Raw genomic sequence first — 19654 nt, forward strand, 5'->3', positions numbered from 1 at the left:
CTCGCCTCATCTAGTACTGTCTATCCGCGCCAATGTTTCTTCCAACAAGCCCCTATCCGCCGCACGCTTGGCATCGGTGCGCTGGGCCAGATTGTGCAGCTTGCGCCTCACGGCCGGCAAACCGGTCGCATGCGGAAGTCCTATCAAATTGAAGTCCGGCCGCTGATCCTCGACGGATCGTAGGAACGCACACGAAGGCTCATCCAACCATTCGGCTACGCGCACCAACAGGCGTCCATGAACATCCAACAAAGCTTCGGCTTTAATAGGCTCAGCCGTCATCCCCTTGAAATGCGCCTCGAAAGTCGCCGCGAAATCCGCAGGCACGCGAGGAGCAAGCACCTCCCACGCGGGCTTGGGGCTGCAAATCAGGTAGACGAGGAGGGTTCGCCAGAGCATCTGATCTGCCCGTTCGTCTGCCAGCAACAAATCAACATCGAAAAGATCGCGCGGATGCTGTCTCGACAACGCCGCAGCTAGCTTGCCAGCATAGAGATCGGCGAAGCTCAGCACTTGCATTGAGGCAAAACCAAACGCCTCCTCGACCCTCGGGCGCACCACCATATTTCGCGTCGGATGCACGGCGCCGCGCATTACCGGCGTCGTCTCGATCTGCACGCGAGCACGGCCACGACTGGCGACCAGCCGCGTGACGCCTGCGCCCTCACCCGCCGACAACTGCACCTGCAGTTGCAGGGGCCTGGCTCGCAGCACATCTGCCAAGCGCCTGAGCGCCTCGGCGATTAGTTTTGCATCTTCAGCATAGTCATGCACCGGCAGCCAGGCCAAATCGATGTCCACCGACAAGCGCGGCAAGTCATGCTCGAACAAGTTGATGGCCGTACCGCCCTTGAGCGCGAAACGCGGCTCCTGGCTAAGCACCGGCAGGATCTCGACCAATAGCCTCACGCGATCGGTGTAGCGGCGATCCCAATGATCAAGCCAGGTGCTCATCGAGGTCTCCCGGCAAAGTAATCTGGTAAGTTGGATGCAGGCGCCCGCCTGGCACCAGCGCGCGTTTGCCTCGGCCCAGATCGACACCATCCAGCGATACATGCGACAGCCACACGTGCCGGTGGCGTTCGGCCAGCGCCAGAAACAGCCGTTTGGCCTTGATACTGCGACAGTGACGCAGCATCAGGCCGACCCGCTGCGGACGCAGTGTAGTCATGGCCTGCATCAGCGCATCCACTTCATAGACTAACGTCGCATCCACAACACCGTCGCATAGCTCCAGCATGGCCCGCTCAGGTGTGGCACAGACCAGGGCCTCGGAGCCGCTCGCCGCTCGATGCCAGGCTAGCCCTTGCTCGGCCAGCGTCTTCTCGGGCATGTCCTTCGTGGGCGGCAAAGGCGAGAGATCGAAGGGGCCTCGGCCCAGGAACTCGAAACGCTGCTCCAGCGGCAATTTGCCCAGCCAGCCCGGTGGCCGCACCGGCCCATATAGGGTGATTGTTCCAGCATCGCCCAGACGTAAGTAGTGTTCGTACCCCTCCAGGCTCAGGGCGAAACGGCCGCCGACATACAGCGGCATTCCCTCCCCGGCCTGCAAGCTGCTCACCACTCCCTCCCACTGCAGGCGGCCGCCCCTACGCATGTAAACGCCGCGTGCAGGCGACACTAGCCAGCCGCTGCCCACATAGCGGGCGACGAGACTATTGGAATAGCCGTGTGCCCGCAGCCAACGGCTCGATATCAGGCGCGTGTCGCCCAGCTCGGCCAGGAGAAGGTTCAGTTTCCCATGATTTTGATCACTCATAGTGCTCAAAATACATTTTTTATGAACCCCCGACAAGTCGAAATAGTTCGATTGAGACAAAAAAAGATCACTTTTAGTGATCTTTTTTTGAGAAAATCAAACTGGTCCATATTCGGTGAGAAGTGATGCGCGAGAGTTCCCCCGATACTATGCCGGAGTCATTCACCTACCCCACTCGATCATCAATGAGCCACGTAAGTCCGCGTGGTTAAAGGGATTTGCGGTGATCGAAATAGTGCCTTACCGTCGCCTTTACCGTCTGCATCAGACACCTTTTGCTGGCGCGGGAGATGGGGCGATTGGCAGGGTGACGACGCTGGCAGCACCATCATCAATCGCCTTCTAGGATAGCGCAGATAGCTGCTTGGTGAGCAGGCCTGCCTGCTCGGCGAACTTCCTCGCATCGGCCTTCTGCAACTGCGCCAGGTTGCGCAGCTTCCAGCGAATGCCAGGCAGGTGTTCGAGGTGTGCGATGCCCAGCAGCGACCACTCCGGCGTACCGGCGGCCAGCGAGAGCAGGAAGCGCCGCTCGTCGTCGTCCAAGCCCTGCTGGATTTCGCGCACCATGCGTTCTCGCGCGGCGAGCAGCGCATCGAGCGGCACGGGCTCGGCCGTCATGCCTTGGAAGTTGTGCTCGTAGTCATGCCGGATGTCCCGCAGGGGCGTGAACAGCACTTCATGGATCGGCCGATTGCTACTGGCCAGGTAGACCACGAAGGCACGCCGGATGCCGGGCGTGATGCCCTCATGCGCAAAGAGCTGCATCACGTCGAACAGATCGCGCGGGTGTTGCCGATCCAGTGCCGCCACCAGCTTGCCGCCGTACACGTCTTCCAGGGACACCACCGGAATCTCCAGATCGGCCATCAACACGTCGCGGGCAACGGACGTCAGCACAGCGCGGCGCACCGGCTGCACCGTGCCGCGCATGACGAAGTTGACTTCGACCTTGACCTGAATCGAGCCGCGACGCACCAGCAACTTCGTCTCCCCTGCTGCTGCCGCTGGTGCGTGTGTCTGGAATCCCCGCTTCTTCAACCGCTCGGCAGCTTGCCGGATGGCCTCGTTGATGCGCGCCAATGCCTCATCGCGCGGCAGCGTGTGATCGGGAAAGACCAGATCGAGATCGACCGACAGACGCGGCATGTCGCGCACGAACAGATTGATCGCCGTGCCGCCCTTCAACGCGAAGGTGTCGTCCACGAACACCAACGGCGCCACCTGCGTCAGCAGGCGTGCAGTGTCGAGATAGGTTTGGTTCATGGCTTGAGCACCAGCAGGCCGTCGGCCGATCGAGACACCCAAGGCCGGTCGCTACCCGTCGGCAGCGTGGCCGGATCGAGCTTGGCCGCCCAAGGCAGCGACGCCTCGCGGCCGAGTTGCAAGCACAGCCGCACGGTCTTGATGTTCGTGCAGTGCTGCAACAACTCGCGCAACACGTCGGCGCGCAGGCTATAGGCGCTCTCCACCAGTTCACGGGCTTCCTGTAATGGCTGGCGCACACCAACCTCACTCAACAGTTCCAGTAACGCGCGCTCCGGCGCCGACACCTGCGGCGCCCCGCTGCGCTTCTCGAACGGGCCGACGTGCAGCAAGGCTTCCGGTTGCTCGTCGAACAGCCGCTTGCGGTGGTACTCGGCCGGGAAGCGTTCGGTGAACCAGTCCGGCAAGCGCGCTGCCTTCCAGCCATACAGGTGCTGCACCGGCTGCTGCGACACATACTGCCGCACGCCATACCAGTCCAGCGCCGACTTGCCGCCGACGTGCAATCCCCCGAATTGGCGCTGCAACAGCAATAGGCTGGGATGGAGCGCCGGGGCGTCGTTCGGACGGCAGAACACCCCGCGCGCTAGGCGCGTCAGCCACCCTGCCCGGACGTAGTGAACGGCCAGGTCGGCAGAGATGCCCAGCGCCGCCAGGTCCCCCGAGGTCAGCGGCGTTCCCGGTGCCAGCCGGGTGTAGAGCGCGTTTAGCTTGCTTGAATTAGTCGTAGCCATACTACGACTTTTACAACTTTTCCAATCTGAAGTCAATTTGATATGGCGCATCCAGTCGTAGTTTAGATACGACAATATGAACATATTCAAAACATCAACCCCTCGGTACAGCAGCGCGGGAAGACGGTTGCTTGTCGTCTCCCCTGCCCCGCCTAAATCCCCGATCCCCCGCCATGAACGCCTCCAGCATGTGCGGGATCAACGTCGCCGCATCGACTGCTTCCCCATACGCCTGTGCGTGCAAGGCGGCGTAGCGGTCGAGGTCGGCCTTCAGGCTGACCGGGCAGGCAAAGGTCAGTTTGACGTTCTCGGTCTTGGGCATCGGCCCGAGCCGCAGCTTCTTGGTCGCGCTCATTGCGAAGCTCCCCGGTGGAAGAACAGTGGCTGGTACGGCCGCAGCACCAGATCCCGGTTGACGATGATCCGTACCGGCAGGCCAGGCCGTTCGGTCAGCGTCGGCTGGATGTTCATGTTGCGCCGGGTGATCTCCTGCCCGACCTGGTTGATGCTGTCCTGCGCGCTGTCACGCCCGGCGATGATGATGCGGTTGCCATCCTGGCGGTTCTCCGGCGCGGCTAGCTCGGCGCCCACGCCCAGCAGCGTCGTCAGCACCGCTCCGGCAAAGATGCGCCCCCAGTGCCAGTCCACGTCGTCTTCCAGGCCCGCGTAGCCAGCCGGATCAGTGCCCACAAGGTTGTCGAGCGTCAGCGAGGACGTGTCTGGCAGGATGACCCGGTTCCACACCACCTGCACGCGGCTCTGCCCGTAGCTGACCTGGCTGTTGTAGCGCCCGAGGATGCGCGATCCCTGCGGGATCAGCAGGAACTTGCCCGTGGCCGTGTCATAGACCGGCTCCGTCACCGTGGCGACCACGCCGCCGGGAAGATCGGACTTGATACCCGTCACCAGCGCCCCGGCGATCACCGTCCCAGCCATCACCTGATATGGCGACACCGGCAGCGCCAAGTTGCCGGAATTGCGGGTTTCCGTAGAACCGGCTTTCAGGAACGCCTCTTTCTGGTCTTGCCGGTTCTGCACGGCGGTCGGGTCGGCGGGCTGGGCCGCCGTCGAGGCCGGCCCGGCGGCGAGCGGGTCGAAGGCCGCGAGCGCGCTTGCAGCACCAGGCGCACCCGGCGCCGCCTGCGCCACCGTTGCGGCCTGGCCTTGGCCCTGGCCGCCGGAGTGGAAGAACACCGACGAAGCCGCAGCGGCTTCCGCCTCTTTGCGCAAAGCGTCGTTCGGATCGTGGCCGGGGGCCGCGTAGGCGGCCACGGCCGGCTGCTGCGAGTTCACGATGGCTGGCCCCAGGTCGCCCGGCAGCGGCGGCCCCAGCTCGGGCACCTTCAGCGGCAGCTTTGAGTAGTCAGCCGGCAAGCCGTCCAGCCCTTCGGACTTCGAGACGCGATCGACGTTGTAAAGCTCGGCCTGCTCGTTGGCGCTGCGCCGCTGCGGCTGCAACGACCAGATCGTGGCCCCGAGCACGGCGACCGACAGGCCACCGGCGAGGATGGCCAGCGTGCGCCGGTTCAGGCGTGTGACCGGGCGCGGCTGGGCGCGCAGCGCCACCGCCTCCGGTGCGACCTTGCCCGCCTGCAGCGTGGCGAGGTCGGGGGTGTCGTCCTGGATCATGGTCAGTTCCTCCGCGCAACGCCGTCCGTGCGCTCGATCCGCACCACGTCGCCCTTGTCACCGCCCAGGCGCAGTTCGGCCGCGCCGAACAGCCGATCCACGATGTAGTACGGCGAGCGGAAACGGTAATTGACCAGTTGCCCGTCGCCTTCCGGCCCGATCACGAACAGCGGCGGCAGCTCGCCTTGCGCGATGCCGGCGGGGAACTGGATATAGACCTTCTGCCCGTCGTCGAAGGCGCGCAGCGGCTTCCACGGCGGATTGCTGCCGCTGACCGCGTAGCGGAAGCGCAGGTTCTCCAACGACAAGCCGGAATCCACCGGCGCGGCTGCGCTGGCCGCCTGCGCCTGGCGCTGTAACGCCAGCATCCGGTCGCGCGGATACTCCCAGGACACCGAAGCCATCCACGTCTTTTCCGTCGAGGCCAGCTCCAGCAGGTACGTCCTGCGGCTGGTGGTGATGACGAGATTGGTCTTGAGGCTCGAACGGATCGGCTTGACCAGCACGTTCACGCGCAGGTCGGCCCCGCTGCCGCTCGATGTGTCGCCCACGATCCAGCGCACGGTATCTCCGGCGGCGACCGTCACCAGCTCCTCGCCTGGCTGGAGCGAAACCACGGTCACGTGGCCCACGGCCGCATAGACCTGATACAGCGCGCCGTCGGTGAACGGCCAGACTTGAATCGCGTTGAGGTAGCCCTCGCGCGTGGGCGCGACGCGGGCCTCGGCATTGGCGCGCGAGACGCGCACCTTCTCGTCTGCCGGCTCCGGCGCAGGTTTGGTGTCCTCGGCTTCGGGCAACGGCTTCAACTGCGCCGGCATCGGCAGCACCTCGGGCACGGCCACCACCTCCACCGGCGCAGGCGGCTCGGGCAGCGGCTGCGCCCGCACCGGCTCATCGAGCGAGATGGTCGGCGGCGGCTTGCCCTGCGAAGCGCAGCCCGTGAACAGAGCAGTAGATGCAAGCAGGATCACCGGCAAAGCGGATTTACGGAAAAGATCATTCATGGCTTGGCTCCTTCGGAAGAATCCAGTTCGCGGCTCCACGACAGGCCGTTGACGTAGATGCCCAGGGGGTTCTTGCGCAGGCGTTCTTCGGTGCGCGGCGGCTGGAGCACGATGGACACCACGGCCGTCCACCTCTCCAGGCCCGCCGCGGCGCCGTTGACGTAGCGGCGCTCCGTCCAGCGCACGTTGAAAGACGTATCGCTGGCGCGCACGACGCTGGTGATCTGCACCGTCACCGACTCCTTGCCGATGCGCGCGAACGGATCGTTGACCCGTGCGTAGTCGTTGAGCACGGCCGCGCCCTTGTCGGTCGTGTAGTCGTAGGCGTCGAGCCAGTTCTGGCGGACGACGATGGGGTCGATGGACAGCGAGCGCACCAGCGTCACAAAGCGCGCGATGTGGTGCGCGGTCTGCGCATCGTTGGGCCGGTACGGCGTGGCGGCTTCGCCCACGGCACGCACCTGGCCCGCGTTGTCCACCTCCACGACGTAGGGTGTCACGATGGACTGCGCCGAGCGCCACACCAGGCCGCCTGCCATCAACAACGCGAGCGTGAGGCACCCGAAGGCCATCAGGCGCCAGTTCTTCGCCTGTACACGCGGCGAGCCGATGCGCTCGTCCCACACCTGGCCGGCAGCTTGGTACGGCGTGGCAGGCTGCGGCGTGTCGGCGTAGCGCACCTGCGGTCTCTTGAATCGCATGGTCGGTTCTCCTTATGAATCGGAATCGCGCAGGCTCGGCCCTTGACCGGAGCCGCCGCCATCGCCACCGCGCAGCGCGTGGGCGGTGGTCGTCGCGGCATGGGTGAGTTGCTGGCGGCGATGCAGGCGCTTGGCCCAAGCGGGCTGTTCCTGCGTCTGCGCGTTGGCGGCGCCGGATGAGGCACCCTGACCGGATGCCGTGCCCTCGCCACCATCGGCCGCAGCGCCATTCCAGCCAGCCCGGAACGGCGCGGCCATGCGCTGCCCGGCAGCGGAAGCGCGGGATGCAGCAGCGCGTCCGGCAGACTGCGCGCCGGTCTTGGCGACATTGCCCAGGCCCGCCATCGCTCCCTTGGCACCGCCGCCTGCGGCGGCGGAACCAGCCTGGAACGCCGACTTCGCGCTGCTGGCCGCCGACGTGGCAGCACGCGCGCCGCTGCCGGCGAGCTTGGCGGCAGCCGGGGCCATACGCGCACCAGCGGCCACCGCGCCGCCCACGCCCGTCGCGACAGCACCGACCGCCACTGCGGTTCCGGCTGCACCGACGGCGGCACCGGCCATCGCGCCCGCGCCGAGCTGGGGCGCACCGGACACGAGGCCCGTGGCGATGCCGGGGCCGAAGATCCCCAGCGCCAGCAAGGTGAGCGAGGCCAGCATGATGACCAGCGCGTGGTCGATGGACGGCTCAGCGGGATGGACTTGGAACTGAGCGAACAAGCCCGAGCCGATACCGACGATCACGGCCAGCACCAGAACCTTGACGCCGGAGGCCACCACGTTGCCCAAGACCTTTTCGGCGAGGAACGCGGTCTTGTTCCAGAGCGCGAATGGCACAAGCACGAATCCGGCGAGCGTAGTCAGCTTGAACTCGATCAGCGTGATGAACAGTTGGATCGCCAGTACGAAGAAGCACAAGACCACGACCAGCCATGCGAGGAACATCACCACGATGGGATCGAGGTTCACGAACACTTCGGGAAAGCCCGCCATCTCGCCGATCTGCTCCAGAATCGGCGCCCCGGCGTCGATGCCGGTTTTCGCCAGCCGGCCCGGCTGCAAGAAGTTCTCCATCGTGATGGCCGAGCCGGTGGCGGTGATGCCCAATCCCGCAAACGAGCGGAACACGATGCTGGCCAGCCAGTTGAAGTTATTGATGATGTAGGCGAACGCACCGACGTAGAGCACCTTGCGCAGCAGCTTGGCGATCACGTCCTCGCCCTGGCCGGTGGCATGGCTCATGGCCCAATACAGGCCGGCGATCGTCATGTCGATGACGATCAGCGTGGCCGTGAGGAACGCCACTTCGCCCCGCAGCAGCCCGAAACCCGAGTCGATATAAGCGGCAAAGGTGTTGAGGAACTGGTCGATGATGGTCACGTCATTCATGGCGTGTCCTCCGGTTCGGCGGGAACGGCCGGCGCCATGCCATCGGCCGGTTCCTCGAAGCTCGGCGGGATCGGCGGCAGGTCGGCCAGCGTCTGGTATTCATCCGGCCCGGCCTGACCGGAGAAGAAACGCCGCCGGAAGGCTTCGGCGGCGGCGCGGCAAGCGTCCTCGCCCGTGGCCTGTCGGTCGTCTGCGCATTGCGCGCGCAATGCCTTTAGCCGCACGGGATCGGCGGCCAGGACATCGGCAAGGTGGTCGGCCGGCTGCTCGCCGCAAGCGGCCAGCAGCGCGGCACACAGGACGAGGACGCATCGCATGGCGGCCTCTCGTCAGTTGCCGTAGAAGTTCACGGACTGCGGCGTGTATGGCGTGCCATCGCCCATGAAACGCCGCCGCACTTCGCGGGCGCGCTCGGTGGCGGCCGCCTGCCGCGCCAGTTCCAGTGAGGCCGCACGATCCTGCGTGATCTGGAGCCGTTGCGACTGGATCGACTGCTTGGCCTGCAAGGCCAGCAACTGGTTCATGACCTGCATGGCTTGGAGCGCGCCTTCGGCTGACTGGCTCTTGCCCACGAGGTCAGCCAGTACGCTTTCGTCTTCGCCAGCAGCTTCAAGGCGGTCAGGCGGCGATCACCGGCCACCACCTCGTAAGTCTCGCCATCGGTGGAAAGGATGACGATCAGGTTTTGCAGCAGGCCGATGCGGGCAATGCTCGCGGCCAGTTCGGGGATGGACAGGCGCGGCATCTTGCGGGCGTTGCGCTTGGAGCGGCGCGGCAGCAATTGCGACAGCGGAACCAAGATCAGGTTCTTGGACGGGTCGGCCATTTCCAGCGGTGCGGCGGTTTCGATAGCGGCGATTTCGGTTTTCAGGATGGCGTTCATGGTGAGACTCCTATCGGTTCGGGGATGCAGCAGCGAGAGAAGCGGCAAGGGCTGCTGCCTGCCCCTGCCGGGTTGGGAAGCAAAGGGGGATTCAGGCTTTCAACTGGCGCAGGCCATCGGCCAGCAGCCACAGGGCGCGGTTCAGGCGCACGCTTTGGTCGATGCCCTGCACGGGCCGGGTGGTCTGGCGGCGGCCATTCGCGGCGCGGGCGGGCAGGCCGCCTTTGGTCAAGTTCTCCTGCGTGCGGTTGAACACGCTCCACAGGTCGCGGCGGTCGTCGTCGTGGCGGCGCGGCATCAGGATTTGCGATTCCGTGATGGGCGCGGGCTTGTCCTCGTCGTACTTCAACGCCAGCGCAGCGCGGGCGAACACTTCCGATTCCCCGGCGTCCAGCGTGATGGCGCGCATGGCATCGCGCGATTCCTGCGCCCGGTCGAAACCGCGCAGGACTTCGTAAGCGCCTTCGATGACGTGCCCGGCTACGTCGCCCTTGTGCGGCACGCGCACGTCGGCCACGGTGTCGCCGCAGACAAGGCCATTGCTGCAGACGAAGCGGAACATCCCGGCCAGCATCTGATAGCTGCTGGTGCCGTCATGGGAGTTCAGCAGGATGATTTCGTTGGCCTCGCGGCCGTTGATCTGGCTCGCGTGGCGCAGCCGGATCATGTGCTTGGTGTAGTCGCGGCGGTCATCGTGGCGCACGCGGGTCTGCGTCACCATGAAAGGCTCGAAGCCTTTCCCGCGCAGTTCTTGCAACACCGTGGCGGTGGGGATGTAGCTGTACCGCTCGGAGCGGCTTTCGTGCGGTGCCTCCGCGAAGATGGACGGGGCCACGGCCCGGATTTGGTCATCCGACAAGGGACGTTCCGAACGCAGCACCGGGGAACGGGAAGCGAAGCGGGATGCGAGTTGCATGATCTTTCTCCTGACAAAGAAAAAAAGGTTTGCTGTTCACCGCACACCGGATTCCTAGATTCGGAGCCCAGCCTTTCGGCTGTTTGGTGCGGTCGGCACGAGGAACCCGGTTGGCCCTGTTGCCACCGTCTTTCCTGAGTTCATCGCCCGCGACGGTCAGGAGCGCGCGGACGGGGGCCGTCAAGGAGACAAGCGCAGGGTTGGTGCGGCCCGCAGCGAAGCGAGGATACGGCCCTGCGCGCCTTGACGGCACACGGCCGCGGGCTACAGTCGCGGACAAGGTGATGAGGTCAGGGAAGACGGCTGGACAAGGCAACGGCCCTCCCCTTGCGCTGACCACACGGCAAGCGAAGCGCGCAGGCCCGAAGCTGGGCCGGAGGCGTCAGCCGAGCGGAGCGAGGGAACGATGGAAGCCCGTCAGGGGCGAGACGCCGAAGGCGGCTCGATGCGCTACGCGCATGACAGTGCGGCCGGCTATCTCCCAGGTGGCCGGGGACGCCCTCTACATTTCCAGCCACGCCTTCTGACTGGCCGCTTTCGGAGCTGAGGTGCGTGCTATTAACCTTAGTTTCGGCCGTCGCACAGGCCACTTGCCCCGCCTATCGTCAGGCTTCCCTCTTCGGAGGCAGCCTATGACACCGCGGCGCAACGCCAAAGAAACTCGATGCTCAGTGCCGGGACGGGGAGGCCAGACGCTCCCCTTTGGCTGTATGCACGCAACACAGAAGCCGCGAAAGGCGGGCTGCCTCGATCACAAGAACACTATAGTGCGTAACTCTATAGGACGAATTTGCTGTAGCATCCCTAGAATCCCAAAAACTCCAGGTCGAAACAATGTCTCTACAGCATGCGCTCAGGACGATTAGAAAGTGCCGCGGCCTAAGCCAAGAGAACTTCGCCACGGTTTCGAGCCGCACATATTTAAGCGCCTTAGAGCGGGGTCTCAAAAGCCCCACTTTAAGCAAAATCGAAGAATTATGTGTCGTTCTAGGCGTGCATCCTGTGACGCTCTTAGCGTTGAGCTATGTGGAGGATGCTCGCGATCCAAGCGAAGTCCTAGAGCGCGTAAGAAAAGAACTTAACACTATTTGCCAATCCGCGGGCATTGGTTATTCCCCCTAAGGTTGCCGGCTCTGCGTCACCTTGATTCCTTTTGAGCAAACTCTTCATGATTGAAAAGAAAAAAAATCGCCAAGGCTCGCTAATTGAGTTCACCGAAACAATCAATGAGCATCCCAGCGGACGTTCAATTAAAGAATGGAGAGGATCGGACTCCCCGCAATGGAGACTGCTAAACGGGCCAGCAAAAGAATCCCTTGATTTAATTGATGACAGTACTATTGACTGCGTGATCACGTCACCACCATATTTCTGGCTTCGGGATTATAAAGTAGATGGTCAAATTGGCTTAGAAGATAGCGTCGAGGCCTACGTCGCCGCCATTAAAGAAGTAATGGAGAAAATTCGAAAAAAACTAAAGCCCGAAGGGGTTTTATTTCTTAATCTAGGCGATACCTATTACTCAGGGAAAGGTCAACCTCACGGTGATGATAAAAAGAGCTCAAAACGTAGATTCGGGCTAAGAGCGGTAGACAAAAGCGGAGGGCTTGGCATCGGTCTTCAAAGAAAATCGACGATCGGAATACCTTGGCGCGTTGCATTGGCAATGTGTCTTGATAATTGGGTATTGAGATCCCCGATTATTTGGCATAGGGAAAATTGCCTTCCCGAGCCCACCGCAAAAGACCGACCAAGTCGGAGTTACGAATTTGTATTCATGTTTGTTAAATCAAGGAAATATTTTTTTAATAAAGATAATTTACCTGAGGACAATTGGGCCGAAGACGTGTGGAACATCGCCCCGCGGCCGAAGGTTCGCGGTTCACTGGATACAGCCCCCTACCCTGACGAGCTGGTTGAACGGTGTCTTACCATAGGCTGCTCACCAGGCGGCGTAGTTCTTGATCCTTTTTGTGGGAGTGGGACGACACTGAGAGTTGCCCGCAGGCATGGCCACCCGGCAATTGGAATTGATTTAAATACTGAATTTTGTAACTACGCAAAAAATCACATTTGAGACCGGAGCCATGAGCAAATACATATCGGCTACTCAGTTACGACACGCCATGCTCAGCGTCGCGCCGTTTCATATATTCTATGGAACGACGTTTCTAGTTCTCAAGAAGAATGATGCGCCAGTCGGGAGTACCATGCATATCTCTTTGGATGCAGAAAATCGAGAGCATCTAAAGAAACATTTCAGACCCCATCCCAAGTCAGATTATTTCTTTACCCCCTTCAAGGTAAAGAAAAACGAGAGCCGCTGGCGCGATCCCAAATATGCATCGACTTCGCTTCAGGCAATAAATACTCAAGGATTCGCGGCTGCGCTACTGCATGAAAGAAACGAAAAAATATGGGGATGGAGTAACGATTATTTGACGTTCCTATCAAGCAAACTTCCCAATGGGAAGAAAATTCCATTACTGGAATTTTCATGCTGGTTTTCCAAAGAAGAATTCTTCGCCTTGGACGCCAAACCTCGCGAGGTTGCCGATAGGTTTATTAAGAAATTCAACTTAAACCCCCAAGAGCTCAACGAATTATTCGAAGATAACCGCGACAATCTCCTCAGCGATGAAAGCTTCTTCTCCACAACCGAAGCAGACTGGGAGGAGATTATCGAAGAATGCGGGGTCCCGAACGACGTCCCCCCAGAAACGGGAGCGATACTTCATTTTCTCGAATTCTCGGGACTCGGGCCCGTAAAAAAGATGAAGATTGAGCCGGGAAATAGATTCAACATAGTTACCGGAGACAATGGTCTCGGGAAATCATTTCTTCTTGATGTCGTGTGGTGGGCGCTAACACAAGAGTGGGCCGATCACATGATCGTTCCCATAGAGCCCGTTGCAACTCCTCCACAAATTAAGTTTTCGGTAGGCAGCAAACCATCAAGTCCCGTTGTCGCAGAGTTTCAGCCAAAAAATTACAAGTGGAAAGTTCCAAAATTGTCCTCAAAATCAGGACTGGTAATCTATGGTCGCGTAGACGGCTCATTTGTGGTTTGGGACCCCGCCAACTCAGAGATAGATGATTCGAAAGAGAAATTTTATAATTTCACAAGAGATAGCGTTTGGACCGGGGACAATAAAACAGAAGGCCTATTGCGAGACTGGGTCCGCTGGCAAACAAGAGCGGATGAATTTCCTGCATTTGAGACTTTTCAGAAGGTTATTCAGCGTTTAAAGCCGCCAGATTGGGGTGAGCTTTCAATTGGCAAGCCGCAACGTATAAGGGGATGGGGAATGGAAATCCCGACCCTTATACATCCTTACGGTAGCGTGCCGGTTGTTTATGAGTCCGCCGGAATTCGGAGAATACTTACGCTCACTTACCTAATTGTCTGGGCCTGGGAAGAACACAAAATACAGGCCAAGTCTTCCGGTAGGCGGGAAGAGAGACAAATGGTTATTCTCTTGGACGAAGCGGAAGCGCACCTTCACCCTCGCTGGCAGCGGGTACTTTTACGAGCCTTGCTTGGAATTTCCCAGGATCTGCATGAAGAGTTGTCAATACAATATTTCATAGCCTCACACTCACCACTCGTTTTGGCATCGGCAGAGCCAATTTGGAATGCTAAAACGGATAAGTTATTCCATCTCAATATGGATAACAGAGGAAGAGTGAGTTTCGAGGAGGTCGAGTTTGAAATTAGAGGAAGCGTCAACTCGTGGCTGGAATCTCCTTCATTCGATGAACTTCATCCTGGCTCAGAAAATGCGGAATTTGCACTCAATAAAGCAAAGGCTTTACTCAATAGCAGGCAGGTGAGCAAACGAGAGGTGGAGGAAACATCAAAACTTCTTGCAAATTATATCGCAGCAGATGATCCATTTTGGATGCGCTGGATCGTTTTTGCAGTGCAGAACGGGGTTGATCTATGATCAGAGTAGGCAACCCTCCTATTCCACGCGATTTTGACGAAAAAGTAAAAACACCTGGCATAGCATTTCTTAGTCAATGCCCTGATCCTACGAGCACGCTCTGGAAAATGCATAGATATTGGCGTCACGCCCATGAGGATCTATATGATGCGCTTGGCGGCATATGCTCTTACTGCGCATCCTTTACTCCTCGACGGAGTGATGACTCTGGGGTTGACCACACATCAATTGATCACTTTATACCCAAGAGTAAAAATAAGGCTCTCGCCTATGAGTGGAGCAATTTCAGATTGTGCAGATCTAGATTGAATCATAGAAAAGGTGATTCAGATGATGTCATTGACCCCTACATCATCGAGAATGGAAAATTTCGTATAAATTTCACCAATTTTCTAATAGCCCCTGACAGAAATTTACCAAATCCGGAAGCTGAATTAATAGAAAATTCCATCAAACGCCTTGCCTTGAACGATGACGAATCCTACATCAATGAGCGTGCCCGCGTTGTTTACTCATACGCGAACGGAACAATGGAATTTTCGGTGATTGAAAAATTCTATCCCTTCATCGCTATGGAGATAGCTTCTCAGAATTTTAACGAGATCCACATGCCATTTTTTAAGCGTGCTTTAGCGAATGAAAACGTCCGGCGAGCACTATCGCAACAAGGACTATTACAAGAGTAGCTCCATATAGAATCTTAAATCTCAAGATACAATCCAACTGGGTAGAAGCAGTTTTTTAGGGCTCGGACAAGGTGCGAACTATTGAGAAGCATCGCGTCAACTGGATGCAGTTCGCTTAGATGCGCCTCGACAAGTTGTGCCGATAGGCGCGGAGCGTCACCATATCTCCGCATCGCACAAATTCGTGGAGTCCGAGGTGAAACACCGATTGCAACCGCCCAATGCGCCCAGCATCAACGCCGATCATCACCTGCCTTTGCCAAACACGGAAGCCTATGATGCACTGCCGCAGTTCCCAAAGCGCAGCCCCCTTCCCTTCCTGCGAACGATCCGCCGCCATGAGTTGCGGCAGATCGTGCCCCTAGCCGAAACGACGATCTACGAGATGGAGCGCCGCGGCGAGTTCCCGCGCCGCTTCAACCTGACGCCACGCTGCGTGGTGTGGGATCTGGCCGAAGTGGAGGCGTGGGTCGAAGAACGAAAGCGAACGCCTCGCGGTGGCGCCTCTAGGCCGGATGTCCACCAACGAAAAACCCGCCCTGTCCGGGCGGGTTCGAGCGAGGCATGAAGCCGGGCAGCAGCTTTCAGCCAACCAATGCTTCCAGTTCCTTGGACGCCGAGCGCGGCAAGCGCCGGCCCTCCTTCGCCACGTTGACCCGCAAGGCCACTCGCGCCACCTCCAGAACATCCTTGGCCAGCGCATAGCTGCCCTTGGCCTGCAACCAGGCCAATACGTCCGCCAGATGCCAGATCGACGCACTGCCCTCATGCACCGGCGCCGGGAAGCTGCCCGGATGGGCCAGCATCAGCTTGCGCATGTTCTGCCGCGACACACCGACGATCTCGGCTACGTCGGTCAGCCCAACCAGATCGGGCGCCACCTCGATCAGCCGCGCCGATGGCACGGCGCGGCGCACGTCAGCCAACGCGCTGCGCACCGCTTCCTCCGCATCGGCCGCCTCACGGACGAACTCCAGCGCAAGGCGCCCCGGCTGCCCAATGCCGACCAGTGCATCGTCGCAGCCGGCTTCGCCGAGGTGCTCGACCAGCGCATCCATATCGCCCTCGTCGTCGGCGAGCTGGTACTTCAAGGTGAAGGTGTATTCCATCGCGCTACTCCTTGGCATCGTCACCAGCCTCTTGCTGCTACGGTGCGTGGTGCAGTTGTCCACAACGCGCCGCAAGGCACGAGCGTGGTTGCCGGGGTTTTTCAGCGTGCTCCAGATGCTGATGATGCAGAACTCGCCGCAGCGGCATTCCTCATCGTTGTACGGGCAATAAATCCGCCCCCAAGCGTGACTGCCGCCGACTTCGATGCGCCAGCCCTGCCCTTCGGCGTGCCTGAGAGCTCCCTCGACCTCTTTCTTCGGATGAGGGGAACGAGCCATCAGTGACCTCCAATATGAGGATGATTAGCAAGGTTGTCAAGCGACAACCTTGTGCGCCCGTGGTGGCCCACGCATCGGGCGGTTCGGCGATCAAGAAGTCCCGATTCCCAGTTTTTCGATCACTCAGAGTGATCGTTTTCTCGACAAGAGAACCATGATGCGGCCCTCCTACGCGATCGCGCTCAGCGTCGGCACGACCACGTTCTCCGGCATCAGCTTCGGCACATAGGTCTGTCCACCGCCCCAGGCATCGACGAGGTTGGCCCACTCTTGCAGCATGTGGCGCCGCTGCTCGGCGTACTCGGCCTTGTTGTAAACCGAGCGCGAGGAACGTCCCTCCTCGTGCGCCAGGCACTTCTCGATCCAGTCGCGGTTGAAGCCGATTTCGTTCAGCAACGTCGATCCAGTGCGGCGCAGATCGTGGACGGTGAACGGCTGTAGCGGCAGACCCTTGGCCTTGGCGCCTTCCGCCACCAGCATCGTGATGCGATTCAAGGTCGCATTGGACATGCACCGCCGTGGGTCGTAGCGGGAAGGAAAGACGAAGCTTGAGCCTGCCGCGCAGGCGTGCAGCGTGACGAAGATGTCGAGCGCCTGGCGCGACAGATAGACCACGTGCGGGTTGCGCCCCTTCATCCGCTGCTTCGGAATCGTCCACGTCTTTCTCTCGAAATCGACCTCATCCCAAGTGGCCTGGATCAGTTCGCTCTTGCGCACCAGCGTCAGCAGGATCAAGCGCAGCGCCAGCTTGATGGTCGGATAGGTCGCCACCGTCTCCAACTGCTGCACCATCAAACGGATTTCCAGCGGCGACAGGGCGCGATCCTTCGGCACGAAGGTGGCGATCGAGGACGGCCCCACGCTGTCGGCGGGGTTGACCACCTTTTCACCGTGGGCGATGGCGTAGACATAGACCTGCTTCACGATGTCCCGGATCTGCACCGCGGTGGCTGGCGCCCCGCGCTCCTTGACCTTGTTGCACAGAATCCGAAGGTCTTCGGCCTGGATTTCGGTCAGCAGCCGATTCTGGAAAACCGGCAGGATGTCCCGGTCGATGATGTGCTTGCGCACGGCGCGGGTGCTGTCGGCCCATCTCGTATGGGCAAGGTACGTCTCCATCGCCGCGCCGAAGGTCTTGATGGCACGAACCCGGCGCTTGTCGCGTTGCTTCTCCAACGCGGGCGATACGCCCTGAAGAACGGCTTTGCGCGCCTCCAGAAGCAGTTCACGCGCCATTGCCAGCGAAATGCCGCCTGCCCCGTAGCGGCCGATCGTCAAGGTCTCGCGGCGGCCGTTGAGGCGGTAGTCGTAGCGGAAGGTGACGGTATTTGCGGGCGATACCGTCACGTACATCCCATCCCGGTCAGAAACCTTATAAGTCAATGACTTAGGCTTCAGATTGCGCAGTGCTGTGTCGGTCAGCATCGAGGTTTACCTCCTGTTTTGCGACGGCTTTTACCGTCAAGGACCAGGAGACCCACTGATGCCCGGAAAGCCGCATGAAATAAGCTTTCCCGAGAAGGCTTTTACCGTCAAAGACGGTAAAAGTCTGAATAGTGAACGAGAGTGTCTTAATTCGGCCTCAGTTCTTACCGTCAGATCTACCGTCAACCTTTTTTGCTGGTCGGCGATAGCCACCGATAGCTGTCGTGACGTATTTCCTTTTAAATCAACACGTTACGGAAGTTTTTCGGATGGCTGGCGATAGTCCTCGAAGGACGTAAATTCACTCCCACTCAATCGTAGCCGGCGGCTTCCCCGAAACGTCATAAACCACCCGATTCAACCCCCGAACCTCATTGATGATCCGGTTCGAAGTCCTCCCCAGCAACGCATAAGGCAAATGCGCCCAATGCGCCGTCATGAAGTCGGTGGTCTGCACCGCCCTTAGCGCGACGACGTAGTCATACGTCCGCCCATCCCCCATCACGCCCACGGACTTCACCGGCAGGAACACGGCAAACGCCTGGCTGGTCAGGTCATACCAGTTCTTCCCGACCTCTTCCGCCGCGCACAGGCCCGCGGCGGCATCCTGCTCGGTCGCCCGCGTGCCCCGCAGCTCTTCGATGAAGATCGCATCCGCGCGACGCAGCAGGTCGGCGTATTCTTTCTTCACCTCGCCCAGGATCCGCACGCCCAGGCCCGGTCCAGGGAAGGGATGCCGATAGACCATGCCATGCGGCAGGCCCAGCGCGATACCCAGCTTGCGTACTTCGTCCTTGAACAGTTCGCGCAGCGGCTCGAGCAGCTTCAGGTGCAGCGTATCCGGCAGGCCGCCCACGTTGTGGTGCGACTTGATGGTGACGGCCTTGCCGGTCTTGGCGCCAGCCGATTCGATCACGTCGGGGTAGATGGTCCCCTGCGCCAGCCACTTGGCGCTCTTGAGCTTGCCGGACTCGCGCTGGAAGACCTCGACGAATTCCTTGCCGATGATCTTGCGCTTGGCTTCGGGATCGGTCTCACCCGCCAACTTGCCCATGAAGTCATCCGTAGCATCCACGTGGATGATCTTCAGGCCCATGTTTTCGGCGAAGGTCTGCATGACCTGTTCGCCTTCGTTCAGGCGCAGCAGGCCGTGGTCGACGAACACGCAGGTCAGTTGGTCGCCTATGGCCTTGTGGATCAGGGCGGCGGCAACGGAAGAATCGACGCCGCCGGACAGGCCCAGGATCACTTCATCGCTGCCGACCTGTTTGCGGATGGCCTCGACGGCTTCGCTGACGTAGTCGGGCATGTTCCAGTCGTCGCCGCAGCCGCAGATGTCATGCACGAAGCGCGACAGCAGGGCCTGGCCCTGGACGGTGTGGGTGACTTCGGGGTGGAACTGGACGGCGTAGTAGCCGCGGTCGACGTCGGCCATGCCGGCGATGGGACACGAGGCGGTGGAGGCCATGAGCTTGAAGCCGGGAGGCAGCTCGGTGACCTTGTCGCCGTGGCTCATCCAGACCTTGAGGATGCCATGGCCTTCGGGGGTGGCGAAGTCCTGGATGCCGTTCAGGAAGGGGGTGTGGCCGTGGGCGCGGACTTCGGCATAGCCGAATTCGCGGTGGTCGCTGAAGCTGACCTTGCCGCCCAGTTGCATGGCCATGGTCTGCATGCCGTAGCAGATGCCGAGCACGGGCACGCCGGATTCGAACACGGCCTGGGGCGCGCGCATGGAGGCTTCGTCGTAGGCCGAGGCGTGGCTGCCGGACAGGATGACGCCTTTGAGGCCCTTGGCGAGTTCCGCGCGGACGAAGTCGTCCGACACGTCGTAGGGGTGGATTTCGCAGTAGACCTGCGCTTCGCGCACTCGGCGGGCGATCAGTTGGGTGACTTGGGATCCGAAGTCTAGGATCAGGATGCGGTCGTGCAC

At 60.5% G+C, this 19654-nt stretch carries 19 protein-coding genes and 3 pseudogenes; 5 read left to right on the forward strand and 17 right to left on the reverse strand.

Annotated elements, in window-relative coordinates:
* Positions 1–6: 6 nt before the first annotated feature.
* The 13 genes and pseudogenes from AC1Q6E_RS04660 to AC1Q6E_RS04720 form a co-directional block, all read right to left on the reverse strand.
* Positions 7–954 carry a nucleotidyl transferase AbiEii/AbiGii toxin family protein gene (locus AC1Q6E_RS04660; RefSeq protein ID WP_492572293.1) on the reverse strand — a complete coding sequence of 316 codons (948 nt, stop codon included), beginning with the start codon at positions 952–954 and terminating at the stop codon, positions 7–9.
* Entirely contained in the window at positions 938–1759 is an 822-nt protein-coding gene (locus AC1Q6E_RS04665; protein WP_152797794.1) for a type IV toxin-antitoxin system AbiEi family antitoxin domain-containing protein, read from the reverse strand. The genes AC1Q6E_RS04660 and AC1Q6E_RS04665 overlap by 17 nt, the downstream gene beginning before the upstream one ends.
* A 342-nt stretch (positions 1760–2101) precedes the next feature.
* On the reverse strand, positions 2102–3022 hold the full coding sequence (locus tag AC1Q6E_RS04670; protein WP_492572294.1) for a nucleotidyl transferase AbiEii/AbiGii toxin family protein: 921 nt from the start codon (positions 3020–3022) through the stop codon (positions 2102–2104).
* The gene (locus AC1Q6E_RS04675; RefSeq protein ID WP_492572296.1) at positions 3019–3756 is read right to left on the reverse strand and encodes a type IV toxin-antitoxin system AbiEi family antitoxin domain-containing protein; all 738 of its coding nucleotides are present in this window, start codon (positions 3754–3756) and stop codon (positions 3019–3021) included. Before AC1Q6E_RS04675 ends, AC1Q6E_RS04670 begins: the two co-directional genes overlap by 4 nt.
* A 94-nt stretch (positions 3757–3850) precedes the next feature.
* Positions 3851–4111 carry a DUF2274 domain-containing protein gene (locus AC1Q6E_RS04680; RefSeq protein ID WP_492572298.1) on the reverse strand — a complete coding sequence of 87 codons (261 nt, stop codon included), beginning with the start codon at positions 4109–4111 and terminating at the stop codon, positions 3851–3853.
* A complete protein-coding gene (locus AC1Q6E_RS04685) occupies positions 4108–5385 on the reverse strand; it encodes a TraB/TrbI/VirB10 family type IV secretion system protein (RefSeq protein ID WP_492572299.1) in 1278 nt (425 codons plus the stop codon). Before AC1Q6E_RS04685 ends, AC1Q6E_RS04680 begins: the two co-directional genes overlap by 4 nt.
* A gap of 2 nt (positions 5386–5387) precedes the next feature.
* Positions 5388–6392, reverse strand: a complete 1005-nt coding sequence (gene trbG, locus AC1Q6E_RS04690; protein ID WP_492572300.1) for a P-type conjugative transfer protein TrbG — start codon at positions 6390–6392, stop codon at positions 5388–5390.
* Complete coding sequence (gene trbF / locus AC1Q6E_RS04695) at positions 6389–7093, reverse strand: conjugal transfer protein TrbF (protein WP_128622484.1); 705 nt, start codon at positions 7091–7093, stop codon at positions 6389–6391. The genes trbG and trbF overlap by 4 nt, the downstream gene beginning before the upstream one ends.
* Positions 7094–7105: 12 nt before the next feature.
* The gene (gene trbL, locus AC1Q6E_RS04700; RefSeq protein ID WP_492572301.1) at positions 7106–8479 is read right to left on the reverse strand and encodes a P-type conjugative transfer protein TrbL; all 1374 of its coding nucleotides are present in this window, start codon (positions 8477–8479) and stop codon (positions 7106–7108) included.
* Complete coding sequence (locus AC1Q6E_RS04705) at positions 8476–8796, reverse strand: hypothetical protein (RefSeq protein ID WP_492572302.1); 321 nt, start codon at positions 8794–8796, stop codon at positions 8476–8478. Before AC1Q6E_RS04705 ends, trbL begins: the two co-directional genes overlap by 4 nt.
* Positions 8797–8808: 12 nt before the next feature.
* Positions 8809–9081, reverse strand: a pseudogene (locus tag AC1Q6E_RS04710) (P-type conjugative transfer protein TrbJ); the annotation flags it as partial.
* A pseudogene (locus AC1Q6E_RS04715) lies at positions 9069–9362 on the reverse strand (ParB/Srx family N-terminal domain-containing protein); the annotation flags it as partial. The pseudogenes AC1Q6E_RS04715 and AC1Q6E_RS04710, both read right to left, overlap by 13 nt.
* 91 nt (positions 9363–9453) lie before the next feature.
* Positions 9454–10278, reverse strand: coding sequence for a DUF932 domain-containing protein (locus tag AC1Q6E_RS04720; RefSeq protein WP_492572303.1), 825 nt, complete (start codon positions 10276–10278; stop codon positions 9454–9456).
* An 834-nt stretch (positions 10279–11112) separates the two neighbouring features.
* Between AC1Q6E_RS04720 and AC1Q6E_RS04725 the strand changes: the two genes are divergently transcribed.
* From AC1Q6E_RS04725 to AC1Q6E_RS04745, 5 genes are all read left to right on the forward strand, one after another.
* Positions 11113–11400, forward strand: coding sequence for a helix-turn-helix domain-containing protein (locus AC1Q6E_RS04725; RefSeq protein ID WP_492572304.1), 288 nt, complete (start codon positions 11113–11115; stop codon positions 11398–11400).
* A gap of 46 nt (positions 11401–11446) precedes the next feature.
* On the forward strand, positions 11447–12355 hold the full coding sequence (locus AC1Q6E_RS04730) for a DNA-methyltransferase (RefSeq protein WP_492572305.1): 909 nt from the start codon (positions 11447–11449) through the stop codon (positions 12353–12355).
* Between the two features lie 10 nt (positions 12356–12365).
* Positions 12366–14225 carry an AAA family ATPase gene (locus AC1Q6E_RS04735; protein WP_492572306.1) on the forward strand — a complete coding sequence of 620 codons (1860 nt, stop codon included), beginning with the start codon at positions 12366–12368 and terminating at the stop codon, positions 14223–14225.
* Positions 14222–14911, forward strand: a complete 690-nt coding sequence (locus AC1Q6E_RS04740; RefSeq protein ID WP_492572307.1) for an HNH endonuclease family protein — start codon at positions 14222–14224, stop codon at positions 14909–14911. Before AC1Q6E_RS04735 ends, AC1Q6E_RS04740 begins: the two co-directional genes overlap by 4 nt.
* Positions 14912–15107: 196 nt before the next feature.
* Positions 15108–15479: a helix-turn-helix transcriptional regulator gene (locus AC1Q6E_RS04745; protein WP_492572309.1), complete on the forward strand. Its 372-nt coding sequence runs from the start codon at positions 15108–15110 to the stop codon at positions 15477–15479.
* A gap of 16 nt (positions 15480–15495) precedes the next feature.
* Here the strand turns inward: AC1Q6E_RS04745 and AC1Q6E_RS04750 are convergent, their stop codons facing one another.
* The 4 genes and pseudogenes from AC1Q6E_RS04750 to guaA all read right to left on the reverse strand — a co-directional run bounded on the left by AC1Q6E_RS04750 (position 15496) and on the right by guaA (position 19654).
* Positions 15496–16020 carry a helix-turn-helix transcriptional regulator gene (locus AC1Q6E_RS04750; protein WP_492572310.1) on the reverse strand — a complete coding sequence of 175 codons (525 nt, stop codon included), beginning with the start codon at positions 16018–16020 and terminating at the stop codon, positions 15496–15498.
* A 4-nt stretch (positions 16021–16024) separates the two neighbouring features.
* Positions 16025–16299: pseudogene (locus tag AC1Q6E_RS04755) on the reverse strand (hypothetical protein).
* 168 nt (positions 16300–16467) lie between these two features.
* Positions 16468–17724, reverse strand: a complete 1257-nt coding sequence (locus AC1Q6E_RS04760) for a tyrosine-type recombinase/integrase (RefSeq protein ID WP_492572311.1) — start codon at positions 17722–17724, stop codon at positions 16468–16470.
* Between the two features lie 301 nt (positions 17725–18025).
* On the reverse strand, positions 18026–19654 hold the full coding sequence (guaA, locus tag AC1Q6E_RS04765) for a glutamine-hydrolyzing GMP synthase (RefSeq protein ID WP_296560983.1): 1629 nt from the start codon (positions 19652–19654) through the stop codon (positions 18026–18028).

The organism is Pigmentiphaga sp. MLSB6-MA01, from assembly GCF_058793475.1.